This window comes from Abiotrophia defectiva ATCC 49176 (assembly GCF_000160075.2).
Classification (GTDB): domain Bacteria; phylum Bacillota; class Bacilli; order Lactobacillales; family Aerococcaceae; genus Abiotrophia; species Abiotrophia defectiva.
On record NZ_KI535340.1, the window covers coordinates 420,440 to 442,883 of the forward strand.

Sequence of the window (22,444 nt, forward strand, 5' to 3'; positions counted from 1 at the left end):
TTTATTTTAACGGGGTATTAGCCCCACTTAAAACCATGTTTGCGATTCCTTCATCACAGATTAGAACCCCATGATGTTGGATAAGTTTGTAGTAAGCCTCTACAGCGCGGGCCTTGCTAGCGCCGCCTACTACGGTAATCAAGAGAGGCACCTCACGCAAAGACTGGAATTGAATTCCGAATCTCGGTAAACGCAAGACCTCCTGGCCACATTGATTGAAAAATACCCCGAAGGCTTCTCCAACCGCATCTTGGTCCTTCAATAATCGCTTCTGATCCGCCGTTAAATCATGTCGTTCTGCCATCACATTGGCATTGCCGACCGATAACAAGAGCACATTGGCTGTCTTACTTAATTCAACAGCATGACGTATAGAAGGATTGTTGAGTAGTACTTGCGAAACTTGCTCCCCGATATTCTCAGGGATAAAGAGTGGCACAAATTGACCGTCTGTCTGCTTAGCCATCAAGCCTCCGATATTGTTGGCTTGAATATCATAAGAACCCCCAACCCCGCCACGAGCCGGTACAAAGACTAGGTCTCGACCTTCTCCTAATTGAGGTGTGAATTCTTGGGCTACTTGAGCCAGGGTAGTTCCCCCGGTCATGGCAAGCACTTGACGTCCTGATTCTAGGTTCAAGGCCAGAAACTCTGCTACCTTGCGTCCTAGCCGGCTCCCAACCTTAGGATCGACATCGGCATCACCTTTGACAATCCAGACTTCTTGCAGTCCTAGCTTCTCCTTGACTCCTTGAGCTAGCTCGAAGAACTCATGGTGATCGTCTAAGGCTTGCTCCATGGCTTCTAAAACATCTAAGCCAATGGGTGTTAGCCGAATTCCTGACTGCTTGACATCCACCAAGCCCTGAGACCGCAAGCTATCCATCAAGGTTCGCAAGCTACGCTCTGATAGGGCCACTTCCTCTGCTAGGGTCTTACGACCAATTCGCTCGGGATGTTGGGCCAAGGTCTTCATTATGCGCAATCGCTGTACTAATTCTTGGCCGACTTGCGGGACGACTTTCTCAATCAAAGAAAACATATCTCGCATCATCTGCCTCCTTTGGTCAAAGATTGACCATGCAAAGCTTCTCAGACTCCTGTCTTAAGAAGAATCGCTCCTTCTCTAACCTCTTTTATGATACCATTCTTATTCCTATAATGCAAATGTTAAACCGCATACAGTTTTATTTCTCACTAAATTTTCATCTAGTTTCAATTGGGCGGGAAATGACCAATAAATAGGAAGTGCTTTCATGAAAATTACGCTGTCATCGCCTTTTATGTCCTATAAGGAAGTCAGGATGGCAAGCAAACGCCCTACTCTCTCATAGTCAGCTCTTGTCCTTACCCTATCTTTCCTGTCGACAACATTTTTTTGATTCCTATCTTGGAGTAGACAAAAAGGACAGGCTCATGCCTGTCCTTTTCATATGGCTTAACGAATTACTTGGTCACGGACAAAAGGATCCGTGCTAATGCCTTGTTCTAAGACCAAACGGGCATACTCTTTGGCGCCCCAGAGCGAATGATCCTTGTAATTACCACATTCCTTAGCCGTCGCTGCCGGAATGTCCGTAAAACCTTGAACCTTTTTCAAAACGTTAGCTAGCGCTTGGGCTACTTCTGCTGGTGTGTGCTCATTCCAAATCACCATGTAATAACCAGTCCGGCAGCCCATTGGTGAGATATCTACGACCCCTTCCAACTCATCGCGTAAGTTAATGGCCAAATAGTGTTCTAGGGTATGAAGCGCTCCTGTAGGGATTGCGTCTTGGTTAGGTTGCAAGAATCGCAAGTCATATTTTTGCAAGAGGGCTCCAGTTTCGTGGCGCTCCGTGCCGGCTAGGCGAACATACGGCGCCTTAACGGCATTATGATCTAGGGTAAAACTTTCTACTTGTGCCATAGTATTCCTTCTTTCTATCTTTCTTCAGCCAGAAATCCGTTTGTCAGTCCCTTTTTTAGGAGGGTGCGGAAGTTTTTCTTCCTATAAAATACGGGTTATTGCTAGTTACTATTATAGGTATTTTGCGTCTGAACTTCAACCCGTCTGCTTGAGGATTTCCGGATAGGCAAATTAGGCGAATTATGCTAGAATAAGAGGGTTGTCAAATCAAGAAAGGAACTTTAAATAATGTCTCAACCCCGCCCACTCACTCTCCAGGAAAAAATCTACTACCTATCTATCTCAATCTTGCTTAATACCTTTGGCAATGCCCTGACAGTCTCTATGAATATGGGCTCTTCCATGTGGACCGCTGCCTCCGTCAATATTTCTAACTACTTCCCTATTCAATTGGGTACCGTCTTGCTCTTCAATGCCCTGCTCGGCATTATCCTGAACATTATTATTGATAAGAAAATAGATATTCCCCTGATTATAGGGAACTTTGCCTTCATCTTCCCTTTCAGTGTCATGGTCCAGTTTTTCGTTCAAGGTATGGGCTGGCTGGGCTTACCTGGGCTGCCGGTTTGGTTACGTCTGGTCTTGAATGTGGCTGGCATCTTCTTGATTGCTATTGCCATTTCTATCTATCAACGGGTCAATTGGATTATTCATCCTCTCGATGAATTGACTAACACCCTCCGTTTTAAGTTCTGTAATGGCAACCCGGTTCAGGCACAACTCCTAACCTTTAGCATCCCAATTGCTATGCTGATTATCATGTTTGTCCTCTCTGGCCACCTCTATGCCGTTAACCTGGGCACCATCGCCGCCCTGCTCTGCCAAGGCGCCTGGATTGGTTGGGCCGACAAACGCGTCTTCGCTAGCCTGCCGCATTATTTTAGAGATTAAAATGTCAAAAGCCATCCTTACGTGGGATGGCTTTTTTATCTGATATAACGGAGACGGTGGGATTCGAACCCACGTGCCGGTTGCCCGACAAAATGATTTCGAGTCATTCCCGTTACGGCCTCTTCGGTACGTCTCCGGAACAAGCTTATTATAGCACCGGAATTCTCAGTCTGCAAGGCTTGACAAAGCCTCCTTTTATCCCTATGCTTAGGAGGTTAGAACCCTAATCTAGAAGAAGGAGGTTATGGCAAGGAGGGCGCTGACACCAACTAACACCAGAGTAAGAAAAGAAGCGTTAAGTGATAGCGAGATGGAATGTTGCTCCTATACGAAAAAATGCTGGACATTTTGCGGTTTCTTTTCTGCATTCGCTGCATTTAATTGGTTCTGTCAGTTAAATGAAGCAACTCGCTAAATTAAGGAGATGCTATTAAAATGGAAAATCAAGTATACCGCCGTAAAGGCGCCGTCACCACCCTACAGTTAACCACCCTGGCCATCTTGTTGGCTATTCGCTTCGCCTTGGATTACCTACCAGAAATCGATTTAGGCGTTACCAAAATGGGTTTTGGCTTTGTGGGGGCTGCCTTGACTGGCGCAATTGCCGGACCAATCCCTGCCATGATTCTTGGCGCTGCCCACGATATTCTCAAATTCGCCTTGGGTGGTGCTAAAGGTGTCTACTTCCCCGGTTACACCCTAACAGCCATTGTCGGCGGGTTGATTTATGGACTTGGTCTTCACCGCCAAACTAAGACCCCTCTTCGAATCTTCCTGACCGTCTTGGCTGTCACCCTCATCTGTAACTTGGGGCTCAATACCCTCTGGACCATGATGGTTCAGAAAAAAGCTATCATGGCTATCTTGCCTGTACGTTTCTACAAAAATATGGCTTCCCTAGTGGTCAATTCAGTCGTCCTCTATTACCTCTTCAATAACGAGCCAGTCAAACGACTGATTGAACAGATTCAATTCCCTAGCCTTTTGCGCAAAAAATAAACCTAGCCAAGACAGTCCGTCTGTCTTGGCTTTTTTCTTTCTCGGGCGTATAATCAAGGTCAAAGAAAGGAGGCTTGCCTATGAAAGCCATTGGAACCCAAAGTCTCATCACAGAAGACCTTATCTTACGACGATTTGAACTATCCGATGCGCCTGCCATGTTCAGCAACTGGGCAGGCCGTCCCGACAATGTCACCTACCTAACCTGGCCAGCTCACGCCGACTTAAGCGTCACTCAAGCCACCCTAGAGCGTTGGGTAGCGGCCTATCAAGACGGCGACACCTTTAAATGGGCCATCACCCTCAAATCCCAACCTGATCAAGTCATTGGCGATATTAGTGGCGTCGGCTATGACCCAGCCACCAATTCCATAACCATAGGCTATGTCCTAGGACGAGATTACTGGGGCAAAGGCTACATGACCCAAGCCCTCATTGCGGTCAGTCGTTTCTTCTTGCAAGAAGCAGACATCAATCGACTTCGGGCCACCCACGACACTGCCAACCCGGGCTCTGGACGCGTCATGCAAAAGGCCGGCTTCCACTTCGAAGGCATTCTCCGCCAGGCTGGGTGTAACAACCAGGGCATTGTGGATTCGGCCTACTATAGCCTGCTCAAATCTGATTTATAGAAGGAGGCTTGCTTATGAAAGCCATTGGAACCCAAACTCTCATCACAGAAGACCTTATTTTACGACGATTTGAACTATCAGATGCGCCTGCCATGTTCAGCAACTGGGCGGGCCGTCCCGACAATGTCACCTACCTGATCTGGCCGGCTCACGCCGACTTAAGCGTCACTCAAGCCATCCTAGAACGTTGGGTAGCGGCCTATCAAGACGGCGGTACCTTTATATGGGCCATCACTCTCAAACCCTAGCCTGACCAAGTCATTGGCGATATTAGTGCCCTCGACTATGTGCCTTCCACCAATTCCATGACCATAGGCTATGTCCTAGGCCGAGATTACTGGGGCAAAGGCTACATGACCCAAGCCCTCATTGCGGTCAGCCGTTTCCTCTTGCAAGAAGCAGACCTCAATCGACTTAGTGCCACCCATGACCCTGCCAATCCTGGATCTGGACGCGTCATGCAAAAGGCCGGCTTCCACTTCGAAGGCATCCTACGCCAGGCCGGGTGTAACAACCAGGGTATTGTGGATTCCGTCCACTATAGCCTGCTCAAATCTGATTTATAGGCAGACAAAATTCCCATTATATCATATATGATATAATGGGAATTTTTCTTGTCCCCTCCAACTCACAAAAAAAGAGACTGGCAAGGCCAGTCTCTTTTGCTATTAAGCGTTAAGTTTGCGTTCTTGTTCAACTGCAGCTTGAGCTAAGATGTTGAGGTAGTTCCAAGGACGGTCAAAGACAGGTTGGAAGAAGAAGTCAACATAAGCCAAGTCTTCAATGGTCATCTTGTTTTGGATAGCCAAGGACAAGGTGTTAGCAGAAGCGGTACAGTCGTATTTAGACATTACTTGCCCACCTACGATGCGGTTAGTCCCTACTTCGTAAACTAACTTCATGTAGATTTTCTCGTTTGTTGGCATGAATTCTGGACGGTAGTTGTCCACCACGTATACTGAACGAGTATCTAAACCGAAGTGCTTAGCAGAGCCTTCATTCACCCCAGTTGAACCGATGTTCCAACCGAAGAGGTGGAGACCAGAAGTTGATTGAGTCCCACGGTAACGAACTTTGTCGCCCGCGATGTTCTTACCAACCAAAGCACCCATACGCACAGCGTTAGTTGCTAATGGAATGTAAGCATGGCCACCGTTAGGGTTGTAGTTAACCGCACAGGAGTCACCTGCTGCAAAGACATCTGGATGGCTAGTCTTCATGTAGTCGTCAACGATGATAGCACCGTTAGGCATGGTTTCAACTTGGTCTTTAACTAAGTCAGTGTTTGGACGGAAGCCTACACAGAGGATTACCATGTCTGCTTCGTATTCGCCTCCAGTGGTTACCACTTTCTTAACGACGCCGTTTTCGCCCTTGAAGCCTTTAACCATTTCGTTAAGACGCACTTCAACGCCACGGTTACGTAGGTCTTCTTCTAAGATATCAGTAAATTCTGGGTCTAAGTATTTGTTCAAGATACGGTCTAAACCGTCAAGCAAGGTAACGTCTTTACCTTCTAAGTTGAAGGCTTCAACGAGCTCAATCCCGATATAACCCCCACCGATAACTACCACTTTTTTCTTGTCAGTTTTCTTAGCGAAGATTTCTTTAGCTTGGTTGTAGTTCTTGCAGAGTTGAACGTTTTCTAAGTCTAAACCTTCTAATGGTGGGATGATTGGCCAAGAACCAGTCGTTACCACTAACTTGTCGAAAGTTTCATCAAATTCTTCACCAGTTTTGAGGTTTTTAACTCGTAAGGTCTTAGCCTTCAAGTCAGCCTCTAAAACATCGTGTTCCATATTTACTTTAGCGCCTAAAGCAGCTAATTCTTCTGGGCTTGAGTAGAAGAGCCCTTGAGGATCTTTCACAACCCCACCAACATATAACGCAATCCCACAAGACAAGAAAGATACGTTGTCGTTACGTTCGTAAACAACCACTTCCGCTCCTGGGTTTTCGTTTAAAATAGTTTTAACAGATGATGTACCCGCATGAGTACAGCCAACTACTACTACTTTCATATTTTTTCTTCCTCCTTAAGATATTGCTTAGCAACAGATACATCATACCATATATACAGTAAAAAGGATAGCGTTTTAGACTCTTTAGTGCATTTTTCTTGAGCGTTTACATCCTATTCATATCGGGACTCTTACGTGCATTGCTTTCACAAGCTTTTTTCATTTTGCTCCCGCAAGCAAGGGGACATTTCTTTTCCTGTCTTTTCCTTGAAGGGCATTGAAATTTGAGCCAAAATTTTGTATAATATAGCAAGATAATTAAATCACAAAAGGAGATGTCAGTTCACATGCGTAAAAAATTATCTATTATTTTCGCAGCTTTGTTCCTGGTCTTTGCTAGTCTCGGTCAAACCCTGTCCGTCTTAGCCCAAGAATCTTCAAAGCCTGATACAACTTCAGGGGCGTCCGAGAAAAAATATACGGACCCTGCTGAACTCAAGGAAAGCTACGACGTAGTCGTTGTCGGTTCCGGTGGTGGCGGTATGGCCGCAGCAATCGCAGCCCATGACGCTGGAGCCAACGTTGTAATTTTCGAAAAAATGCCAATCGTGGGTGGGAACACCAGCAAGTCTTCTGCTGGGATGAACGCCAGCGAAACAAAATTCCAAAAGGAAGCTGGTATTGAAGACTCTAACGACAAGTTCTACGAAGAAACCTTCAAAGGCGGGAAAGAAAAGAACGATCCAGAATTGCTTCGCTTCTTAGTAGACCACTCTGCTAGTGCCATTGACTGGTTAGACTCCATGAACATTAAGTTAGACAACTTAACCACAACTGGTGGGATGAGCGTTAAACGTACACACCGTCCATCTGATGGTTCTGCCGTTGGGGGCTACTTAGTAGAAGGCCTCTACGCTAACGTAACTGAACGTAAGATTCCAACTTTTGTTAACTCTGACGTTACAGAAATTACAGAAGAAAATGGTGCCGTTTCTGGTGTCAAAGTAACGGTTGAAGGCCAAGAAAAAACCATCAAATCTAAGGCCGTTGTCTTAGCTACCGGTGGTTTCGGGGCTAACTTAGACATGGTCAGCCAGCTCAAGCCAGAACTCAAAGGCTTTGTTACAACTAACCAAGAAGGTTCCCAAGGGGACGGTATCAAGATGGCTGAAAAGCTTGGTGCCCAAACCGTTGATTTGGATCAAATCCAAATCCACCCTTCTGTTGAACAAAAGACTTCTTACTTAATCACTGAAGCCGTACGTGGTGAAGGTGCTATCTTAATCAACCAAGAAGGTAAACGTTTCTTCAACGAATTAGAAACTCGTGATAAGGTTTCTGCTGCCATTATCGGCCAAGAAGGCAAATCAGCTTACGTTGTCTTCGACGAAGCCCTCAAGGGTCGCGTTAAGGCCATCAACCAATACGAATCCAAAGGTTTAGTAGTCAAAGGTGACACCATTGAAGACTTAGCTAAGGAAATTGGTGTTGACCCAGCTAACCTAAAAGCTAGCCTGGAAACTTGGAACAAGTCTGTTGCTGATAAGAAGGACGAAGAATTCGGCCGGACTACCGGGATGGACAATGACTTGTCACAAGCCCCTTACTACGCAATTAAAATCGCACCAGGGATTCACCACACCATGGGTGGTCTCAAGATTAACACTAACGCGCAAGTCCTCAACAAGGAAAACCAACCAATCAAAGGTTTGTACGCTTCTGGTGAAGTAACTGGTGGGGTTCACGGTGCCAACCGTATTGGTGGTAACGCCGTTGCCGACATCATTATCTTCGGTCGCCAAGCTGGTGAACAATCCGCTGCTTTTGTCAAAGAATAATGACTTCTCACACCTCCCTCTTGGGAGGTGTTTTTGTATGGTTAGAAGCTACCAAATTGGCCTGTTTTTTTCGTGATTTTGGGTCATCTTTTTTCCTCAAATGGACGTTTTTATGATATAATTAATAGGAATTCGTCAGTACAAATTTAAGGGGGCCATCATCATCGAAAAGTTACTTTCCAAGACGCATAAACGTCAACTCCAGTTATTAAATATCCTCCACTCTTCCGATGACGCCCTGCCATTAGACCAGCTGGCTAGTCGCCTCGACTGCTCTACCCGAATTTTGAAGGAAGACCTCCAGCAAATAGCCAGTAACCTGCCACAGTATGACATTTCCATTCAACCTGATGGCGCTAAAATGGTCAATCGCTTCACGGTCGACATCAACCTTGCCTACCAATTCTACTTGGCTAACTCTGTCCACTTCCAAGTTTTAGAATACCTCTTCTTCCACCCCCAAACTGAAATGGAAGAGGTCCTAGAGCACTTTTTCATGAGTTACCCTACTTTCTATCGTACCATCCGTCGTATTAACCGTTGGTTTAATGGTCTCTATAATATCCAGGTATCAACCAAACCTTTGGCCATCACCGGGAATGAAAATGAGATTCGCTTCTTCTTTGGTCAGTACTTCGCTGAGCGCTATCCCGCTACTACATGGCCTTTTGACGACATCAAAGAAGCCCATGTAGACAAATTCGTGGCTACCTTCATCAAGATTTTGGATCGGCCACTGGATTTCTCCCTCTACTACCTGATTAAGCGCGCCACTATCATTAACATCAAGCGTCACCACTTCAAACGTGACCTCCCCCTTCACAAAACCAATGTTTCGACCCTTTTTGCTCAGGCCTTAGAGCAAAAAGCAGACCAGGAATTTGTTCGGTCTTTAGCTGACTATGTGGGAGAACCATTGGGAGATATCGTGCTGTCTAACCTACTCTACCCATTCTTGCGTGATGATTTCTTCTATACCTATGAAGATATGCTTAAGGCTTCGCGCCTACAAGCCGCCATCCATACTTCATTGACTCAGGCTCAGCTTATGATTGAGGATATTCGCCAGCATTTCAATCTTGAAATCAACAACCCAGAAGTTCTGACCATCCTCTTCCATAACGCCTCGTCCGTCGAATGTTACGAGGTATTCGCTAAGTCTGAAATTTTCCGACGTCGGGCTACTTGGATGAGCCATCTCTACGAAGATTTTCCAGACTTCTACAACTATATTGAGAAGTCTGTTATCCAATACCGTCAAGCCAATAAGCTTCATACAGGTACTGAAATTGTTCGATACTTAATCTACACCATCTTCTCTACTTGGTCTGAATTAATTCCTCAGCTCATGAAATGCCAGAAGAAAATTCGCGTGGGGATTTTCAGTAATATTAACTCTTCCCACTCCTTGATGATCCGTGACCTCTTGGCTTGTTCTTGCTCCCAGCAACTTGAGTTCCATGCTCCGCAGGTTCTCTATCAGAATGTCCGGGAAGTGATTCGTTGTGACTATGACGTCATTCTCAGCAATGTGCCTATTCCGCAATTGCATTCTAAATTATTCATCAATATCAATGCCATTTCCATTGAAACGCTGATTGAACGCCTTAATAATATTGGCACTGAGCTTGCTCAGTGCCCTCAAGAAAGTTAATAAATAGCCGGAAGACATAAGTCCTCCGGCTATTTTGTTATATATAAAAAGGCTGCTGGGATAAACCCAGCGGCCTAATGAATTGATTAGTCAATTTCTACACGGTTTTCTTTCAAGTGCCAGATATCGCGGTTGTATTCTGCGATCGTCCGGTCAGATGAGAAGAAGCCTGCCTTAGCAATGTTAATCAAGGCTTTCTTGTTCCATTCAGTGCGGTTTTCGTAGTCAGCCAACATCTTTTCCTTAACTTGGATGTATTCTTCCAAGTCGATTAAGGTCATGAACCAGTCTTTGCTGATTAATTCATGATGTAGACGGTTGAGGCGTTCTTCGTTCCCTGCTGCTAACATCTTATCGCTCACGATGAAGTCAACTAATGGACGAATCGCGTCATGCTCGTAGTAGTCACGCGCTACATACCCTTGAGTTTCGTATAGCTTGATGATTTCATCACTGTGCTTACCGAAGATGTAGATATTGTCATCACCAACTAATTCGTGGATTTCCACGTTAGCCCCATCTTCAGTCCCTAAGGTCAAGGCACCGTTCAACATGAACTTCATGTTACCAGTACCACTTGCTTCCTTAGAAGCCAAGGAAATTTGCTCGGAAATGTTACATGCTGGAATCAAGTATTGAGCACGTTCTACGTTATAGTTCTCAATCATTACCAATTGTAAGTGTGGGCTTACTTCTGGATCATTAGCGATTACTTGAGACAAGGTCAAGATTAAGTGAATAACGTCTTGCGCGATCGTATAAGCTGGTGCAGCCTTCCCACCGAAGAAAACAGTCAATGGAGTTGCTGGAATGTTGCCGGCTTTAATGTCTAAGTACTTGTTAATGACGTAGAGAGCGTTCATTTGTTGACGCTTGTACTCGTGCATACGTTTGATTTGGATGTCAAAAATAGAGTTCTCGTTAATGTCAACGCCTTGTACTTCCTTGAGGAAGTGTTTGAGGCGAAGCTTGTTGTTGAACTTGATTGACTCTAACTTATCTAGGACTGCTTGGTCGTTAACATAGTTGAGTAAGCCTTCTAACTCAGCAGTGTGGTGCCATTTACGGCCAATCAAGGAGTCGATGTAGTCAGACAATTCCTTGTTAGCATCCATAATCCAACGACGGAAAGTAATCCCGTTTGTCTTGTTGTTGAATTTCTCTGGGTAGATTTCGTAGAAGGCACGCAATTCTGACTTCTTCAAGATGTCTGTATGCAGTGCTGCAACCCCGTTGACAGAGAAACCATAGTGGATTGACAAGTGGGCCATGTGAACACGGTCAAATTGGTCGATGATTTGTACTGCATCGTTATCTGGGAATTGTGCCTTAATACGAGCATCCAAGTTACGGATAATGGCCATTACGTTAGGAATTACTTCTTCCAAGAAGGATACTGGCCATTTTTCTAAGGCTTCAGCCAAGATTGTGTGGTTGGTGAAGGCAGTCATTGAACGAACGATTTCTACTGCTTCATCGAACTCAATCCCGCGTTCGCCCAGGAGGCGAATCATTTCTGGGATAACTAAGGCTGGGTGAGTATCGTTAATTTGGATCACTGCGTAGTCTGCCAAGTCGTGTAAGTTGCTGCCCTTAGCGACTGCTTCTTCCAAGATCAATTGAGCCCCGTTAGATACCATGAAGTATTGTTGGTAAATACGTAATACTTCACCTGCGTGGTCAGAGTCATCTGGGTAGAGGAAGAGGGTCAAGTTCTTCTCGATATCGTGTTTGTCGAAGGAAATGCCATCTTCAATAATGTCAGAAGTTACGCTGTCTAAGTCGAAGAGACGGAGACGGTTACGCTTGGTTTGTTTGTAACCTAATACGTCAATATCATAAAGGGTAGAATGCAAGGAGAACTTGCGGAATGGAACAGTATAAGCTTTCTTGCTTTGGATAGTCCAGTCATCACCAGTCAACCAAGCATCTGGAATAGTTGTTTGTTGGTTGTCTTTGAAAACTTGACGGAAGAGCCCGAAGTGGTAGTTCAAACCAACCCCGTCCCCGTTGATCCCTAATTTGGTGATAGAGTCAACGAAGCAGGCAGCCAAACGTCCCAAGCCCCCGTTACCTAAGGAAGGTTCATTTTCAGCTTGTTCGATGTCCATGATAGATTTGCCGTGAGCTTGTAACTCAGCGTTCACTTCGTCGTAGATACCTAAGTTCAAGAGGTTGTTGCTCAAGAGTTTCCCGATTAAGAACTCTGCAGAGAAGTAGTAGAGTTTTTTCTTGTCATCGTGAGTTGGTAATTCGCGAGATTTGTCACGCGTAATATCTAAAAGCGCTTTGTAAAGCTCTGCATCGTTACATGCATCAATTGATTTATTAAAAAGCTTTTGAGTATAGTTTTCTAAAATAGTCATGTTTAACTCCTTATTTTGATTAGGCCGTAAGCCTCAATGATCTTTCTGATTAACAGGTAGGCAAGCAAGAGGTGTTAGAAGAAATCTCCTAACACCGGCCACATTTATTTACGGGTCTTGCTGGGTATTACTTAGTTGTGGCCTTTTTGGCCTTTTGAACTTCAGTAGTCTTAGTTGACTTAGTCTCTTCCGCTACTTCAGCCGCTTCACTTGCTGCTTTGAAGGCAGGATTCAAACGGCAGTAAGTAGTTGTCAACTCCAATAATTCTTCCGCTAACTGGTCAGTCAAAGCATCTGACTTCATACGCCATTTCCAGTTGTTACCTAAGGTAGATGGCACGTTCATACGCGCTTCGTTACCTAAGTTCAACAAGTCTTGCATGGTGTAGATGGCCATCTTGCTGACAGCAGCAGCAATCCCGCGGTTGAGGGCATGAGAAACTGTTTCATCTTCCCCACGTCTCATGTAGGCATTGAAGAATTCGCGTGATGCCTCATCAGCTGAATCTTGGAACCAGCCTAAGCCTGTTTCGTTATCGTGGGTTCCCACATAACATACAGAATTATAGACGTAATTGTGAGGTAAATCAACTGAATCCCCTCCGCCAAAACCAAATTGCATGATTTTCATACCTGGGAAGCCGGTTTCATCCCGCATATCAATTACTTCCTGAGTCATGAAACCTAAATCTTCAGCAATAATCTTAACATCGCCTAATTCCTTGCGAATAGCGCGGAAGAGGTCGCTGCCTGGGCCTTTGACCCACTCGCCATTAATAGCAGTGGTGTCGCCAAATGGAATTTCCCAGTAAGACTCGAAGCCACGGAAGTGGTCAATCCGAACCACATCGTAGAGCTTGAAGCTTTCCTTAAGACGAGTAATCCACCAAGCATAACCGTCAGCCTTCATAGCGTCCCAGTTATAGATTGGGTTACCCCAGAGTTGGCCGTCGGCAGTAAAGGCATCTGGTGGGCAACCAGCCACTACGCTTGGTTGGTGATCTTCAGATGTCTTGAAGTAATGTGGGGTCATCCACATTTCAACGCTATCAGCCGCAACATAGATTGGCATGTCCCCAATAATCTCAATGTGTTGCGCATTGGCGTATTTCTTAAGTGCTTGCCATTGGATGTTGAAGAAGTATTGTACTACACGGTGGTAGGTCAGTACATCCGCTAATTGCTGACGCAAATGAACGATGGTTGCTTCATCGCGCAAGGTAGCTTTTGGATCCCATTGGAACCAAGGTTTGAGATCATAGTGCTCCTTGATTGCCATGTATTCACAGTAAGGCTCCAACCATTCATAGTTATCCGCCAAGAATTGTTGGTAATCTTTCTTGTCAGCTTTAGCCAAGAAGTTAGCAACTGCCTTCTCCAAAATTGGACGACGTTCTGTATAAACCTTGGCATAGTCCACATATTCTGGGTGGTCACCGAAGTCTACCCCAGCATAATCAGCTTCTGTCAGCCAGCCTGCTTCAACTAGGAGATCTAAGTCGATGAAGTGGGTGTTGCCGGCAAAAGCAGAGAATGATTGGTAAGGGGAGTCTCCATAAGACGTGGTCCCTAGAGGCAAAATTTGCCAGTATTGTTGGCCTGTTTTAGCCAGGAAATCGACAAAGTCATAGGCCGATTGCCCGAAAGACCCAATCCCAAACTTAGATGGGAGAGATGATATATGAAGGAGTACGCCACTCGTACGTTGCATACCCAAACCTCCTTTGCATATTTTCTTTTTTTGACAACTCTAATTATACGCAAACGGTTTGCAAGTGCAATGCCTTTCCCTGATGTTCTCGGTATCAGAATATCAAGCAATAGAACTGGTTTCAAAACTTACAAGCAAATCCCTTGTTTCCTAGTCATATCAGGCTTAAAATGAGTCTAAAGACCATTACTTTGAGGAGGATTTTTTCATGACTCACCCTACTCTATTTTTTAGTGACAAGTGCCCCGATACCCAACCTTTTGTAGCTGGACTTGAAGCTCGTGGTATCCGCTATGATGCAGTCAATATTACGAACTCCATGCGGGAACTTAAGGCCTTTCTCCACTTGCGTGATAGCCGACCAGAGTTCCAAGCTGTTAAAGATGGCGCAAGAGTGGGCGTCCCTGTCTTGCTTAAGCCAGACGGTAGCCTGCATTTTAGCTTGGACAGCCTTTAGGCAGACTTCCTATATAAGAAAGAAACTGGGACTTGCGTCCCAGTTTTTTTAGTATTGGCGATAGTAACGGCGGTGGCCGTCGATTTTATCTAAGACAAAGCCTGCTTCCTGGCTTTGGTGAGCTACTTGATAGTCCGCTTCTTGTGGCAAGCGCTGAGAAAATATCCGCTCGTAGTCTTGGACTGCTAGGGCTTGGCGGCGCTCCAGGTGGGCCTTTAAGGCTGCCAGATCCAAGGCCTCTCTAAAGCCTTCTTGTAGTGTCCCAGAAAAGAGTTCAGCAACCGCGCCCGAGCCATAGGAGAAGAGTCCCAGGCTGTCCCCTGCCGCTAAATCCTCTACTTCCGTCAAATAGGATAGGAGGCTGAGATAGAGGGAACCGGTGTAAATATTACCCACCTGACGCCCCAAACGCGTAGCCGGCTCATAGGCTGCCTGCCAACGCTCAATTAGATCCGCATCCACGCTTCCTTTTTGCGCTAAGGCATCCAGGGCCTTCTTGCCCATCTTGGTAAATGGCAGGTGGAAGACCACATTGCGCCAGTTTTCAGGCGACAAACCTGCTTGTTTGGCTGACGCCATGACCTGACAGAAGCAATCTTGGTAGAGTTCAGTCGAGAATTTGCCGTCAACTAGCGCCACGTCAGAATAAGAGGGACGCCAGAAATCAAATTGGTTATCAGTATAAGAAATCGATTGGCTATCCAGGGCCAAAATCCGCGGATTAGCAGAGATGAGCAAGGCAACTGCTCCAGCTCCTTGTGTGGGCTCACCTGGCGTGCCCAGACCGTAGCGGGCGATGTCGGTGGCCACTACCAGGACCTTACGGTCTGGACGTAGGCGCACATAGTCACAGGCCGACTGGAGGCCAGCGGTCGCCCCGTAGCAGGCTTGCTTGATTTCATAGGCTTTACAGTAAGGTTGAAGGGCTAATAATTCATGTAAGTAGCTGGCCACTGATTTGGAATAGTCAAAAGCCGATTCAGTCCCTACAATGACTTGGTCAATAGCTAAACGGTCTTGCTCATCTAAGATGCTAGTTGCCGCATTGGCCGCCATCGCAACTACATCTTGGTCCAGAGGTGGCACGGCCATCTTGTCTTGGCCAATACCAATCGTGTATTTACTTGGCTCAACACCACGGGCTTGAGCTAATTCGGTCATTTCAATATAGTATTGGGGCACATAGAGCCCGATTTTGTCTATACCGACAGTTACGGTCATCTTTTATCACCTTTATTCCTAATTTGTCACGCTTATTGTACCACGAAAAGCGCGCCTTTATCTTAAAGGCGCGCTAACTTAATAAATTTTTTAACTTCCCTCTTAGTTGCGTAACTGGGCCAAAAGTTGTTCAGCCAAACTTCTATTCATGGTAGGAGCCTGACGCAAGGCCTTAACAAGGGCCGGCACTTCCTCTAGGCTGGCACCGACTTGCAGGGCCAAGGACCGGGCTTGCAAGGCCATATGGCCCTTTTGGATGCCATCGGTCACTAGGGCTCTCAAGGCAGCAAAGTTCTGGGCTAGGCCGACTGCTGCAATGATTTGAGCCAGCTCACGGGCATTGGGCTTGCCTAAGATAGCTAGGGCCAATTGGGCCGTCGGATGGACAGCTAGGGTGCCACCAACAGTTGCTATAGACAAGGGCAGAGTTAATTCCCCTTCTAGTCTGGCTTGATCAGCGGAAAGGGACCACTGACTGAGCCCCCGATATTGCCCATCCCGAGCCGCATGGGCGTGGACGCCAGCTTCCACGGCTCGCCAGTCATTGCCTGTGGCAAGCAAGACCGCATCTACCCCATTCATAATGCCCTTATTGTGGGTCACCGCCCGACGTGGATCCAACTGGGCCACGCGACTGGCCTGACTCAAGCGTTTGGCCAGGGTCAAGGCTTGCTCTGGATTGGCGTGAAGCTGGGAGACGGGCAAGCTAACCCGGGCTTTGACTAGGAGCTTGTCGCCATGATTGGAAAGAATACGCAGGAGGGCTTGACCACCCAGGCTGGCTTCCACTTCAGGCGCTAGGGCCTCTAGGACGGTATTCATGACATTGGCACCCATGGCGTCACAGGGATCCAGACTTAAATAGACACAGAGAAAATCGCCCTGGTCATCCCCGTAGCTATCAGCCCATAAATCGCAAGGCCCGCCACCACGAGCCACCATGCTAGGACAGGCTGCCCGTGCTAGGTCTAGCCAGCGGTCTTTTTGAACTATCACTTGTTCAAGCGCTGCAGTCAAGTCTTCAATATCAGTTAGCACAATTTGACCGATTAGTTGGCGACTCAAAACCTGAGACTGGATATTGCCCAGACGTTTGCCCCCGTTGCTGGCGGCAGCCACCACGCTAGGCTCTTCAATGGCCATTGGCACCACATAGTCCCGACCATTAATTTTGAAGGTCGGAGCCAGACCAAAAGGCAGGCTATAATTGCCCACATAGTTCTCAATCAACTGGTTGGCCACTGACTCTGGCAAGGTCAGGGCTGTTTCCAGGGCTTGGCCGTACCCTTCCTCTTCCAAATAAGTCGCCAAAATGGCCCGGCGCTGGCTGATTTCTTTCTGATAGAAGCCTCCAAAATCTGCTGGCATCTTAGATCCTCCTCAAGACGTATTCTACCTCCTTAGTATAGCATGTCCTGCGCTACTTGGGAACGCGGGACTTTTGCAAAAAGTTAGCGGCCGTGCTATACTACAGCCATTAAGTAGGAGGAATATTCCATGACTCAGAAGCTCATCCAGGATCGCTATCAAGCGGTCTTAGACCGTATCCAAAAACATAGCCCAGAAGGTAATGCCCCGCAGCTAATTGCCGTCAGCAAGACCGTGGGCGCCGACCAGATTCAGGCTCTCTATGATTTGGGCCAACGGCATTTTGGCGAGAATCGCTACCCTGCCCTCTTAGAAAAGCAGGCCGCCCTAGCCCAAACTGCTCCAGACATTGTCTGGCACTTCATCGGCCGGGTCCAAACCCGCCAGGTCAAGGAGTTTATCAATCAAATTGACTATCTCCATGCCCTGGACCGCTTTGACTTAGCCAAGGAAATTCAAAAACGGGCCGACCACCCCATTAAGTGCTTCCTCCAGGTCAATGTATCGGGCGAAGAGAGCAAGACAGGCTATGAGCCCGAGCAAGTCTTTGCGGCCATCGAGCAACTGGCCCCTTACGACAAGATTGAAATCGTGGGTCTCATGACCATGGCGCCAGCCGATGCCCTAGAAGGCGAGCTCCACTTCTTCTTCAAGACCCTCAAGCATCTCCAACTCCTAGTCCAAGAAGCCGGCTATCCTCACGCTCCTTGTACAGAGCTCAGCATGGGCATGAGCCAAGACTATACCATCGCCACCGAGGAAGGGGCTAGCTTCCTGCGTGTGGGCAGTGCCCTCTTCGCGCCTGAAGGCTATTAAGTTATGCTATCAAGAAAAGACCCCTGAAGCCAGGATTCCGAATGGCTTCAGGGGCTTATTTTATTGTTTTTAACGTTGACGGGCTGCCTTAAGGTCAGACAGTTTCACCACTAGGCGACCATCTTGGGTATAGCAGAAGTTGCGTACCTTGCTGGCATCAGCCATCACTTCAATGAGACGGTCGCGGTAAGGCTCAGCCAACTCGTCGAAGAGGAACTCGTCATCGGACAGTTGCAGTTGTTGACGTTGGGCGTCAATTTGTCCTTGGGTCCAGAGTTGATAGCTACGACTTGGCAAATTGCCTTGGAATTTGCGTTTTTCAATCCGGTAGACATAACGGTCATCATCATAGGTGATTTCCAAGGCCCCGGTATTAGTCCGCGTCTCCTTGACGTCCCGATGGTGTTCCTTGTGGATGCGCCACCAGGTGTAAATAGCATTGAGGGCTTCTTCCTCTGTCGGGTAGGAACCATGCTCCTTGCGGGCATCTGTATAGCGGTCTACCCAATAGTTCGTGTACACAACTTTTTCCATATAAGAACCTCCTTGTTAAGCGTTTCCATAATCTTATTATAGCATAGCCTTATGAAATAGCAATGAAAAAGCCGACTACTTTGGCAAGTCACTGCTGAGTAGTCGGCTATGGCCCTAAGGCTTGACTTCTTGAATAGAAAATTGGTTACCCTGTAAATCCAGGGCCTTGCCGGTCAGAATTTGAGCCACTAAACGCGTGACCGTGGTCTTATCATATAGGACCTTAATAGAAGATGGCTCTTCTACTATTTCCACATTCTTAAACTCAAAGTAACGCGGTGTGATGTCTTGGTCATGGTCACTATGCTCGACATAGTCCAGCCTTTCCTGGCTGGCCTCCTGCTTCTTACTTGGATCAGCCAAGGAAACCCTTTGGGGATTCTGGGTCAGCTGGTAAAAATCATCTAGCACTTGGTCGGTCTGACTGTCGCGGTTAAAGCGATAGGTCTCTGGCAGATAGAGTCGTACCGTCGTGTCCTTGATTTCAATGGCTACTAGACTGCTGTCGGACCTATCATTGCGGAAGACCACTTGGCGCGGACTGGCAGCCACCGAGGTCCAAGTGACCAAGCTAATTAAAATAGCTAGAAAAGGAATGAGAAATTGTTTGAGTGCTTTCATCTCGGACACCTCCATATGCTGTGTCTCAGTTTCTCCTTAAGATTGACTGACGCTTAATAAAAAGAACGATTAGGCACCAACATAGAGTCTTTAACAGGCAGGGCCTCCTTCTAGACGAGTCATATCAAATTCTCTCACTAGTTTGCTTTCACGCTCTCTTCTTTCAAATATTCAGCTATTTCTTAATCTAGGGCTAGGCTCTTTTTACCACCTGTCTATAATTTCATGTAAGTGCTTGCAGATAGTATACACCTACCTACCTTACCTGTCAATAGGCCCCTCATTTTACCCATCATTAGAAAAAGGCTGGGACGACAATCCCAACCTTTTAACCTTTTAATCTTTTATTCAACTGTCACAGACTTAGCCAAGTTACGTGGTTTGTCCACGTCTAGGCCACGGCCTAGGGCAGTATAGTAAGCAATCAATTGAGTCACGACCACCATGGCCAGTGGGCTCAATAATTTGGTTACATTTGGTACCACGAAGAAGTCGTCTTCTTTGGCTACTTCTTGGCTAGCAATCACGACGGCTTGGGCGCCACGTGCCTTGACTTCTTCCACGTTACCTCGGGTATGAGCGGCTACGCTTGGGTCGCTGATTAAGGCCAAGACAGGCGTCCCTTCCTCAATCAAGGCAATGGTCCCGTGCTTCAATTCACCCGCTGCAAAGGCTTCGGTCTGAATATAGGTGATTTCCTTGAGCTTGAGAGCAGCTTCCATGGACACATAGTAGTCCAAGAGACGGCCGATATAGAAGGCATTGCGTGGTTCCATCAAGTTGGCATTACACCATGCTTCAAGCTGGTCTTTCTCCGCCAAGATAGATTCCATGGCGCTAGCCACTAAGCTCAGCTCATGGGCCATGTCGAAGTCTGTTTCCTTACCTAAGTGGCGGGCTAGGCAGTCTGCCAAGATGGCCATAACTGCGATTTGAGCGGTATAGGCCTTGGTAGAAGCCACCGCGATTTCTGGCCCTGCGTGTAGCAAGAGGGTATGGCTTGCTTCACGAGATAAGGTAGAGCCCTTAACGTTGGTAATGGTCAAGGATGGGTAACCCAACTCATTGACTCGAACCAAAGCCTGACGGCTGTCTGCCGTTTCCCCAGACTGGGTCAAGAAGATAAAGAGCGGTTTGCTGCTAAAGATTGGCAGGTCATAGGCAAATTCGCTGGCCAAGAGGACATCGACTGGTTTGCCAGCCATCTTCTCAATCAAGTTCTTGCCGACCCAACCTGCATGGTAGCTGGTCCCGCAGGCTACCACATAGAGGCGGTCCGCTTCTGTTAAGGCAGCCAAAAGGTCTTCAGATACATGGAAGTGGTCCTTGTCGCCTTGGTATTCTTGAATCAGACGACGCATAACGGTTGGTTGCTCGTCGATTTCTTTGATCATGTAGTAAGGGTAAGCGCCCTTCTCTAAATCTGCTGCGTCTAATTCTGCTTTGAAGGCAGCACGCTCTACAACTTGACCTGAGTAGGTTTCGATGGTCACAGCAGACGGTGTCAAGGTCACAAATTCCTTGTCCTTGATTTCAAGGTAGTCAGAAGTTAAGTGAATGGTTGCCATGGCATCTGACGCAATCAGGTTGTAGCCTTGGCCTAAGCCCACTAAGAGCGGTGATTTATTCTTAGCTGCATAGAGGGTATCTGGGGTCTCGCTATCGATTAAACCGAAGGCGTAAGAACCGTGAATCAAGCTCAGGGCTTTCTTGAAGGCTTCCTTACCAGACAAGCCATCTTTTAAAGCAAAGTGCTCAATCAATTGAACCACAACTTCTGTGTCCGTATCAGACTTGAAGTCGACGTCTTGCAGATAGTTAGCCTTAAGGTCAGCAAAGTTCTCAATCACACCATTGTGCACTAAGGCAAAACGGCCGCTAGCGGATAAATGTGGGTGGGCATTGTATTGGGTAGCTGGCCCGTGGGTAGCCCAACGGGTGTGTCCAATCCCAACAGTGGCAGGTAAATCGAAATCCACAATTTCCTTGAGTTGAGCAATGCGCCCTACTTCCTTGAAGAAGCCCACGGTCTCATTGTTGCGCACAAAGATACCTGCTGAATCATAACCACGATACTCTAATTTTTCTAGGCCGGTAATCAAGGTTTCTTGAACCTTGCCCGCGCCGATCATTCCTACTACTCCACACATGGGGGTAACAACTCCTTTATTATCATAAATTAAGTTGCTTTTAGGTGCTTAGACAGAGCCTCTGTCCTGGGATTTGCATCCCCAGTTTTATGCTCTCTCTTGTGGACTGCACGGCCCCGGGTCATCCGCCGAAAATTCGATAAACCCGCTCCTCGTCCCCTTCTCATGTGAAGGGCTGGCGCTATCCATTAATCTACAACTATCCTCCTTAACTTTAAATTCTCTAAAAGCTCCTTATACTTTACTATAAAGTATTTGTAATGTCAAAAATTCTCAACTCCTGATTAGACCGGGCTTGAACGCACTTATAAGCTAAGGCTGACAAAATTTATAGGCAAATATACATTTGTTATATAAGGGCATTTTCATAAATGGCCCGAGCAGAATCCCTTTAAATCAGCCTTTTTCGTCGGAAACACGAACATTCTTGTGAAATTGGCCCGACTATGTGAAATCCAGCCAAATTACCCCGTAAAAAAGTCGTGCTCAAACCCTATTTATAGGTGTAACCTATAAATAGGCAAGGCTAGTAAGTTCATAGGCTAGCACAAGCAAAAGCCCGCCCCCAAATCTGAAAGATTTGGGGCTGAATACCAAACAAAAGAAGAGGCTGGGAGTTTTCCCAGCCTCTTCTTTAATCAATTGGCATCACGATTAATCAGTTATGCTTAGATTTACGTCGATGAGTCAGTTGACAATACCGCTCATACCAGATATCCACGAATTCTGGCGCGAAGGGACCTTTCTTCTCTTCGATCCAGCGGACCAGTTCTTGGATATTATATTTGAGGATACGATCGATTTCTTCCGGGTAGCGGTATCGCTTGCTGTGGAGCTCGTACTCGTCCAAGTCCAGCAGCCGCTTTTCCCCATCAGGAAATACCTTAATATCTAAATCATAGTCGATATACTTGAGCGCCTCATTATCAATCAGATAAGGAGAAGCCAAATTACAGTAATAAGTAACGCCGCGTTTGCGAATCATGGCTACAATATTAAACCAGAAATGCTGGTGATAATAGAGCAAGGCTGCTTCCCGGGTTACCCAGCGACGACCGTCCGATTCCGTTACTAAAGTATGATCGTTACACCCAATGATGGATTGATCGCTGGTCTTCAATACCATGGTATCGCGCCAGGTCCGATGCAAAGACCCATCATGCTTATAACTTTTAATCGTGATGAACTCGCCTTCCTTGGGTTGTTTCATCACTGAACCTACTTTCCGTTCCAAATTGAACCGGTACTTCGACCGTTAACCAATACTCCGATATTATAGCACAATTTCACCTATTATGCTAAGGCTTTATGCGGAC

18 protein-coding genes, 1 tRNA gene, 2 pseudogenes and 1 riboswitch are annotated in these 22,444 nt (G+C 46.6%); of the genes and pseudogenes, 9 read left to right on the forward strand and 12 right to left on the reverse strand.

What is annotated here, in order from left to right; all coding sequences use genetic code 11:
- Nucleotide 1: 1 nt before the first annotated feature.
- The gene (locus GCWU000182_RS01900) at nucleotides 2–1,051 is read right to left on the reverse strand and encodes a sugar-binding transcriptional regulator (RefSeq protein ID WP_035363905.1); all 1,050 of its coding nucleotides are present in this window, start codon (nucleotides 1,049–1,051) and stop codon (nucleotides 2–4) included.
- A 387-nt stretch (nucleotides 1,052–1,438) separates the two neighbouring features.
- A complete protein-coding gene (locus tag GCWU000182_RS01905) occupies nucleotides 1,439–1,909 on the reverse strand; it encodes an S-ribosylhomocysteine lyase (protein ID WP_023391048.1) in 471 nt (156 codons plus the stop codon).
- Nucleotides 1,910–2,137: 228 nt separating this feature from the next.
- Here GCWU000182_RS01905 and GCWU000182_RS01910 point away from each other — a divergent pair, with 228 nt between their 5' ends.
- Nucleotides 2,138–2,800: a hypothetical protein gene (locus GCWU000182_RS01910; RefSeq protein ID WP_023391049.1), complete on the forward strand. Its 663-nt coding sequence runs from the start codon at nucleotides 2,138–2,140 to the stop codon at nucleotides 2,798–2,800.
- A 48-nt stretch (nucleotides 2,801–2,848) separates the two neighbouring features.
- On the opposite strand, the gene GCWU000182_RS01915 is transcribed toward GCWU000182_RS01910, so the two are convergent.
- A tRNA-Ser gene (locus GCWU000182_RS01915) sits at nucleotides 2,849–2,936 on the reverse strand.
- Nucleotides 2,937–3,074: 138 nt separating this feature from the next.
- Nucleotides 3,075–3,176: riboswitch (THF riboswitch) on the forward strand.
- A gap of 59 nt (nucleotides 3,177–3,235) precedes the next feature.
- Here GCWU000182_RS01915 and GCWU000182_RS01920 point away from each other — a divergent pair.
- From GCWU000182_RS01920 to GCWU000182_RS01930, 3 genes and pseudogenes are all read left to right on the forward strand, one after another.
- Nucleotides 3,236–3,799, forward strand: coding sequence for a folate family ECF transporter S component (locus GCWU000182_RS01920; RefSeq protein WP_023391050.1), 564 nt, complete (start codon nucleotides 3,236–3,238; stop codon nucleotides 3,797–3,799).
- A gap of 80 nt (nucleotides 3,800–3,879) precedes the next feature.
- Nucleotides 3,880–4,431, forward strand: coding sequence for a GNAT family N-acetyltransferase (locus GCWU000182_RS01925; protein WP_023391051.1), 552 nt, complete (start codon nucleotides 3,880–3,882; stop codon nucleotides 4,429–4,431).
- Between the two features lie 14 nt (nucleotides 4,432–4,445).
- Nucleotides 4,446–4,997, forward strand: a pseudogene (locus GCWU000182_RS01930) (GNAT family N-acetyltransferase).
- 102 nt (nucleotides 4,998–5,099) lie between these two features.
- Here GCWU000182_RS01930 and GCWU000182_RS01935 read toward each other — a convergent pair.
- Entirely contained in the window at nucleotides 5,100–6,452 is a 1,353-nt protein-coding gene (locus GCWU000182_RS01935; RefSeq protein WP_023391054.1) for an FAD-dependent oxidoreductase, read from the reverse strand.
- Between the two features lie 287 nt (nucleotides 6,453–6,739).
- Between GCWU000182_RS01935 and GCWU000182_RS01940 the strand changes: the two genes are divergently transcribed.
- From GCWU000182_RS01940 to GCWU000182_RS01945, 3 genes and pseudogenes are all read left to right on the forward strand, one after another.
- Nucleotides 6,740–8,230, forward strand: coding sequence for a flavocytochrome c (locus tag GCWU000182_RS01940; RefSeq protein ID WP_023391055.1), 1,491 nt, complete (start codon nucleotides 6,740–6,742; stop codon nucleotides 8,228–8,230).
- 163 nt (nucleotides 8,231–8,393) lie between these two features.
- Nucleotides 8,394–8,534 (forward strand): annotated as a pseudogene (locus tag GCWU000182_RS10420) (helix-turn-helix domain-containing protein); the annotation flags it as partial.
- A gap of 57 nt (nucleotides 8,535–8,591) precedes the next feature.
- The gene (locus tag GCWU000182_RS01945) at nucleotides 8,592–9,884 is read left to right on the forward strand and encodes a helix-turn-helix domain-containing protein (protein ID WP_156905281.1); all 1,293 of its coding nucleotides are present in this window, start codon (nucleotides 8,592–8,594) and stop codon (nucleotides 9,882–9,884) included.
- An 86-nt stretch (nucleotides 9,885–9,970) separates the two neighbouring features.
- On the opposite strand, the gene GCWU000182_RS01950 is transcribed toward GCWU000182_RS01945, so the two are convergent.
- Nucleotides 9,971–12,250 carry a glycogen/starch/alpha-glucan phosphorylase gene (locus GCWU000182_RS01950; RefSeq protein ID WP_023391057.1) on the reverse strand — a complete coding sequence of 760 codons (2,280 nt, stop codon included), beginning with the start codon at nucleotides 12,248–12,250 and terminating at the stop codon, nucleotides 9,971–9,973.
- A gap of 127 nt (nucleotides 12,251–12,377) precedes the next feature.
- A complete protein-coding gene (gene malQ, locus GCWU000182_RS01955) occupies nucleotides 12,378–13,961 on the reverse strand; it encodes a 4-alpha-glucanotransferase (RefSeq protein WP_023391058.1) in 1,584 nt (527 codons plus the stop codon).
- Nucleotides 13,962–14,169: 208 nt separating this feature from the next.
- On the opposite strand from malQ, the gene GCWU000182_RS01960 reads away from it, so the two are divergent.
- Nucleotides 14,170–14,418 carry a hypothetical protein gene (locus tag GCWU000182_RS01960; protein WP_023391059.1) on the forward strand — a complete coding sequence of 83 codons (249 nt, stop codon included), beginning with the start codon at nucleotides 14,170–14,172 and terminating at the stop codon, nucleotides 14,416–14,418.
- Nucleotides 14,419–14,466: 48 nt separating this feature from the next.
- Here the strand turns inward: GCWU000182_RS01960 and GCWU000182_RS01965 are convergent, their stop codons facing one another.
- Both GCWU000182_RS01965 and GCWU000182_RS01970 read right to left on the reverse strand, forming a co-directional pair.
- On the reverse strand, nucleotides 14,467–15,639 hold the full coding sequence (locus GCWU000182_RS01965) for a hydroxymethylglutaryl-CoA synthase (RefSeq protein ID WP_023391060.1): 1,173 nt from the start codon (nucleotides 15,637–15,639) through the stop codon (nucleotides 14,467–14,469).
- A gap of 102 nt (nucleotides 15,640–15,741) precedes the next feature.
- Nucleotides 15,742–17,007, reverse strand: coding sequence for a hydroxymethylglutaryl-CoA reductase, degradative (locus GCWU000182_RS01970; protein ID WP_023391061.1), 1,266 nt, complete (start codon nucleotides 17,005–17,007; stop codon nucleotides 15,742–15,744).
- A gap of 129 nt (nucleotides 17,008–17,136) precedes the next feature.
- Here GCWU000182_RS01970 and GCWU000182_RS01975 point away from each other — a divergent pair, with 129 nt between their 5' ends.
- The gene (locus tag GCWU000182_RS01975; RefSeq protein WP_023391062.1) at nucleotides 17,137–17,823 is read left to right on the forward strand and encodes a YggS family pyridoxal phosphate-dependent enzyme; all 687 of its coding nucleotides are present in this window, start codon (nucleotides 17,137–17,139) and stop codon (nucleotides 17,821–17,823) included.
- Nucleotides 17,824–17,892: 69 nt separating this feature from the next.
- Here the strand turns inward: GCWU000182_RS01975 and GCWU000182_RS01980 are convergent, their stop codons facing one another.
- The 4 genes from GCWU000182_RS01980 to ntdP all read right to left on the reverse strand — a co-directional run bounded on the left by GCWU000182_RS01980 (nucleotide 17,893) and on the right by ntdP (nucleotide 22,338).
- Nucleotides 17,893–18,357 (reverse strand): hypothetical protein, encoded by a 465-nt coding sequence (locus GCWU000182_RS01980; protein ID WP_023391063.1) that lies wholly within the window; start codon nucleotides 18,355–18,357, stop codon nucleotides 17,893–17,895.
- Nucleotides 18,358–18,471: 114 nt separating this feature from the next.
- On the reverse strand, nucleotides 18,472–18,978 hold the full coding sequence (locus GCWU000182_RS01985; protein WP_035363907.1) for a hypothetical protein: 507 nt from the start codon (nucleotides 18,976–18,978) through the stop codon (nucleotides 18,472–18,474).
- A 344-nt stretch (nucleotides 18,979–19,322) separates the two neighbouring features.
- Entirely contained in the window at nucleotides 19,323–21,128 is a 1,806-nt protein-coding gene (glmS, locus tag GCWU000182_RS01990; RefSeq protein ID WP_035363909.1) for a glutamine--fructose-6-phosphate transaminase (isomerizing), read from the reverse strand.
- A 658-nt stretch (nucleotides 21,129–21,786) separates the two neighbouring features.
- On the reverse strand, nucleotides 21,787–22,338 hold the full coding sequence (ntdP, locus tag GCWU000182_RS01995; RefSeq protein WP_023391066.1) for a nucleoside tri-diphosphate phosphatase: 552 nt from the start codon (nucleotides 22,336–22,338) through the stop codon (nucleotides 21,787–21,789).
- Between the last annotated feature and the right edge of the window lie 106 nt (nucleotides 22,339–22,444).

Bases quoted from the DNA above. Each gene is read 5' to 3' on its own strand.
- GCWU000182_RS01900 (WP_035363905.1), bottom strand. From the start codon at position 1,051: ATGCGAGATATGTTTTCTTTGATTGAGAAAGTCGTCCCGCAAGTCGGC.
- ntdP (WP_023391066.1), bottom strand. From the start codon at position 22,338: ATGAAACAACCCAAGGAAGGCGAGTTCATCACGATTAAAAGTTATAAG.
- GCWU000182_RS01985 (WP_035363907.1), bottom strand. From the start codon at position 18,978: ATGAAAGCACTCAAACAATTTCTCATTCCTTTTCTAGCTATTTTAATT.
- GCWU000182_RS01960 (WP_023391059.1), top strand. From the start codon at position 14,170: ATGACTCACCCTACTCTATTTTTTAGTGACAAGTGCCCCGATACCCAA.
- GCWU000182_RS01975 (WP_023391062.1), top strand. From the start codon at position 17,137: ATGACTCAGAAGCTCATCCAGGATCGCTATCAAGCGGTCTTAGACCGT.
- GCWU000182_RS01950 (WP_023391057.1), bottom strand. From the start codon at position 12,250: ATGACTATTTTAGAAAACTATACTCAAAAGCTTTTTAATAAATCAATT.
- GCWU000182_RS01965 (WP_023391060.1), bottom strand. From the start codon at position 15,639: ATGACCGTAACTGTCGGTATAGACAAAATCGGGCTCTATGTGCCCCAA.
- GCWU000182_RS01925 (WP_023391051.1), top strand. From the start codon at position 3,880: ATGAAAGCCATTGGAACCCAAAGTCTCATCACAGAAGACCTTATCTTA.
- GCWU000182_RS01980 (WP_023391063.1), bottom strand. From the start codon at position 18,357: ATGGAAAAAGTTGTGTACACGAACTATTGGGTAGACCGCTATACAGAT.
- GCWU000182_RS01905 (WP_023391048.1), bottom strand. From the start codon at position 1,909: ATGGCACAAGTAGAAAGTTTTACCCTAGATCATAATGCCGTTAAGGCG.
- GCWU000182_RS01910 (WP_023391049.1), top strand. From the start codon at position 2,138: ATGTCTCAACCCCGCCCACTCACTCTCCAGGAAAAAATCTACTACCTA.
- GCWU000182_RS01920 (WP_023391050.1), top strand. From the start codon at position 3,236: ATGGAAAATCAAGTATACCGCCGTAAAGGCGCCGTCACCACCCTACAG.
- GCWU000182_RS01945 (WP_156905281.1), top strand. From the start codon at position 8,592: ATGGTCAATCGCTTCACGGTCGACATCAACCTTGCCTACCAATTCTAC.
- GCWU000182_RS01940 (WP_023391055.1), top strand. From the start codon at position 6,740: ATGCGTAAAAAATTATCTATTATTTTCGCAGCTTTGTTCCTGGTCTTT.
- glmS (WP_035363909.1), bottom strand. From the start codon at position 21,128: ATGTGTGGAGTAGTAGGAATGATCGGCGCGGGCAAGGTTCAAGAAACC.
- GCWU000182_RS01970 (WP_023391061.1), bottom strand. From the start codon at position 17,007: ATGCCAGCAGATTTTGGAGGCTTCTATCAGAAAGAAATCAGCCAGCGC.
- malQ (WP_023391058.1), bottom strand. From the start codon at position 13,961: ATGCAACGTACGAGTGGCGTACTCCTTCATATATCATCTCTCCCATCT.
- GCWU000182_RS01935 (WP_023391054.1), bottom strand. From the start codon at position 6,452: ATGAAAGTAGTAGTAGTTGGCTGTACTCATGCGGGTACATCATCTGTT.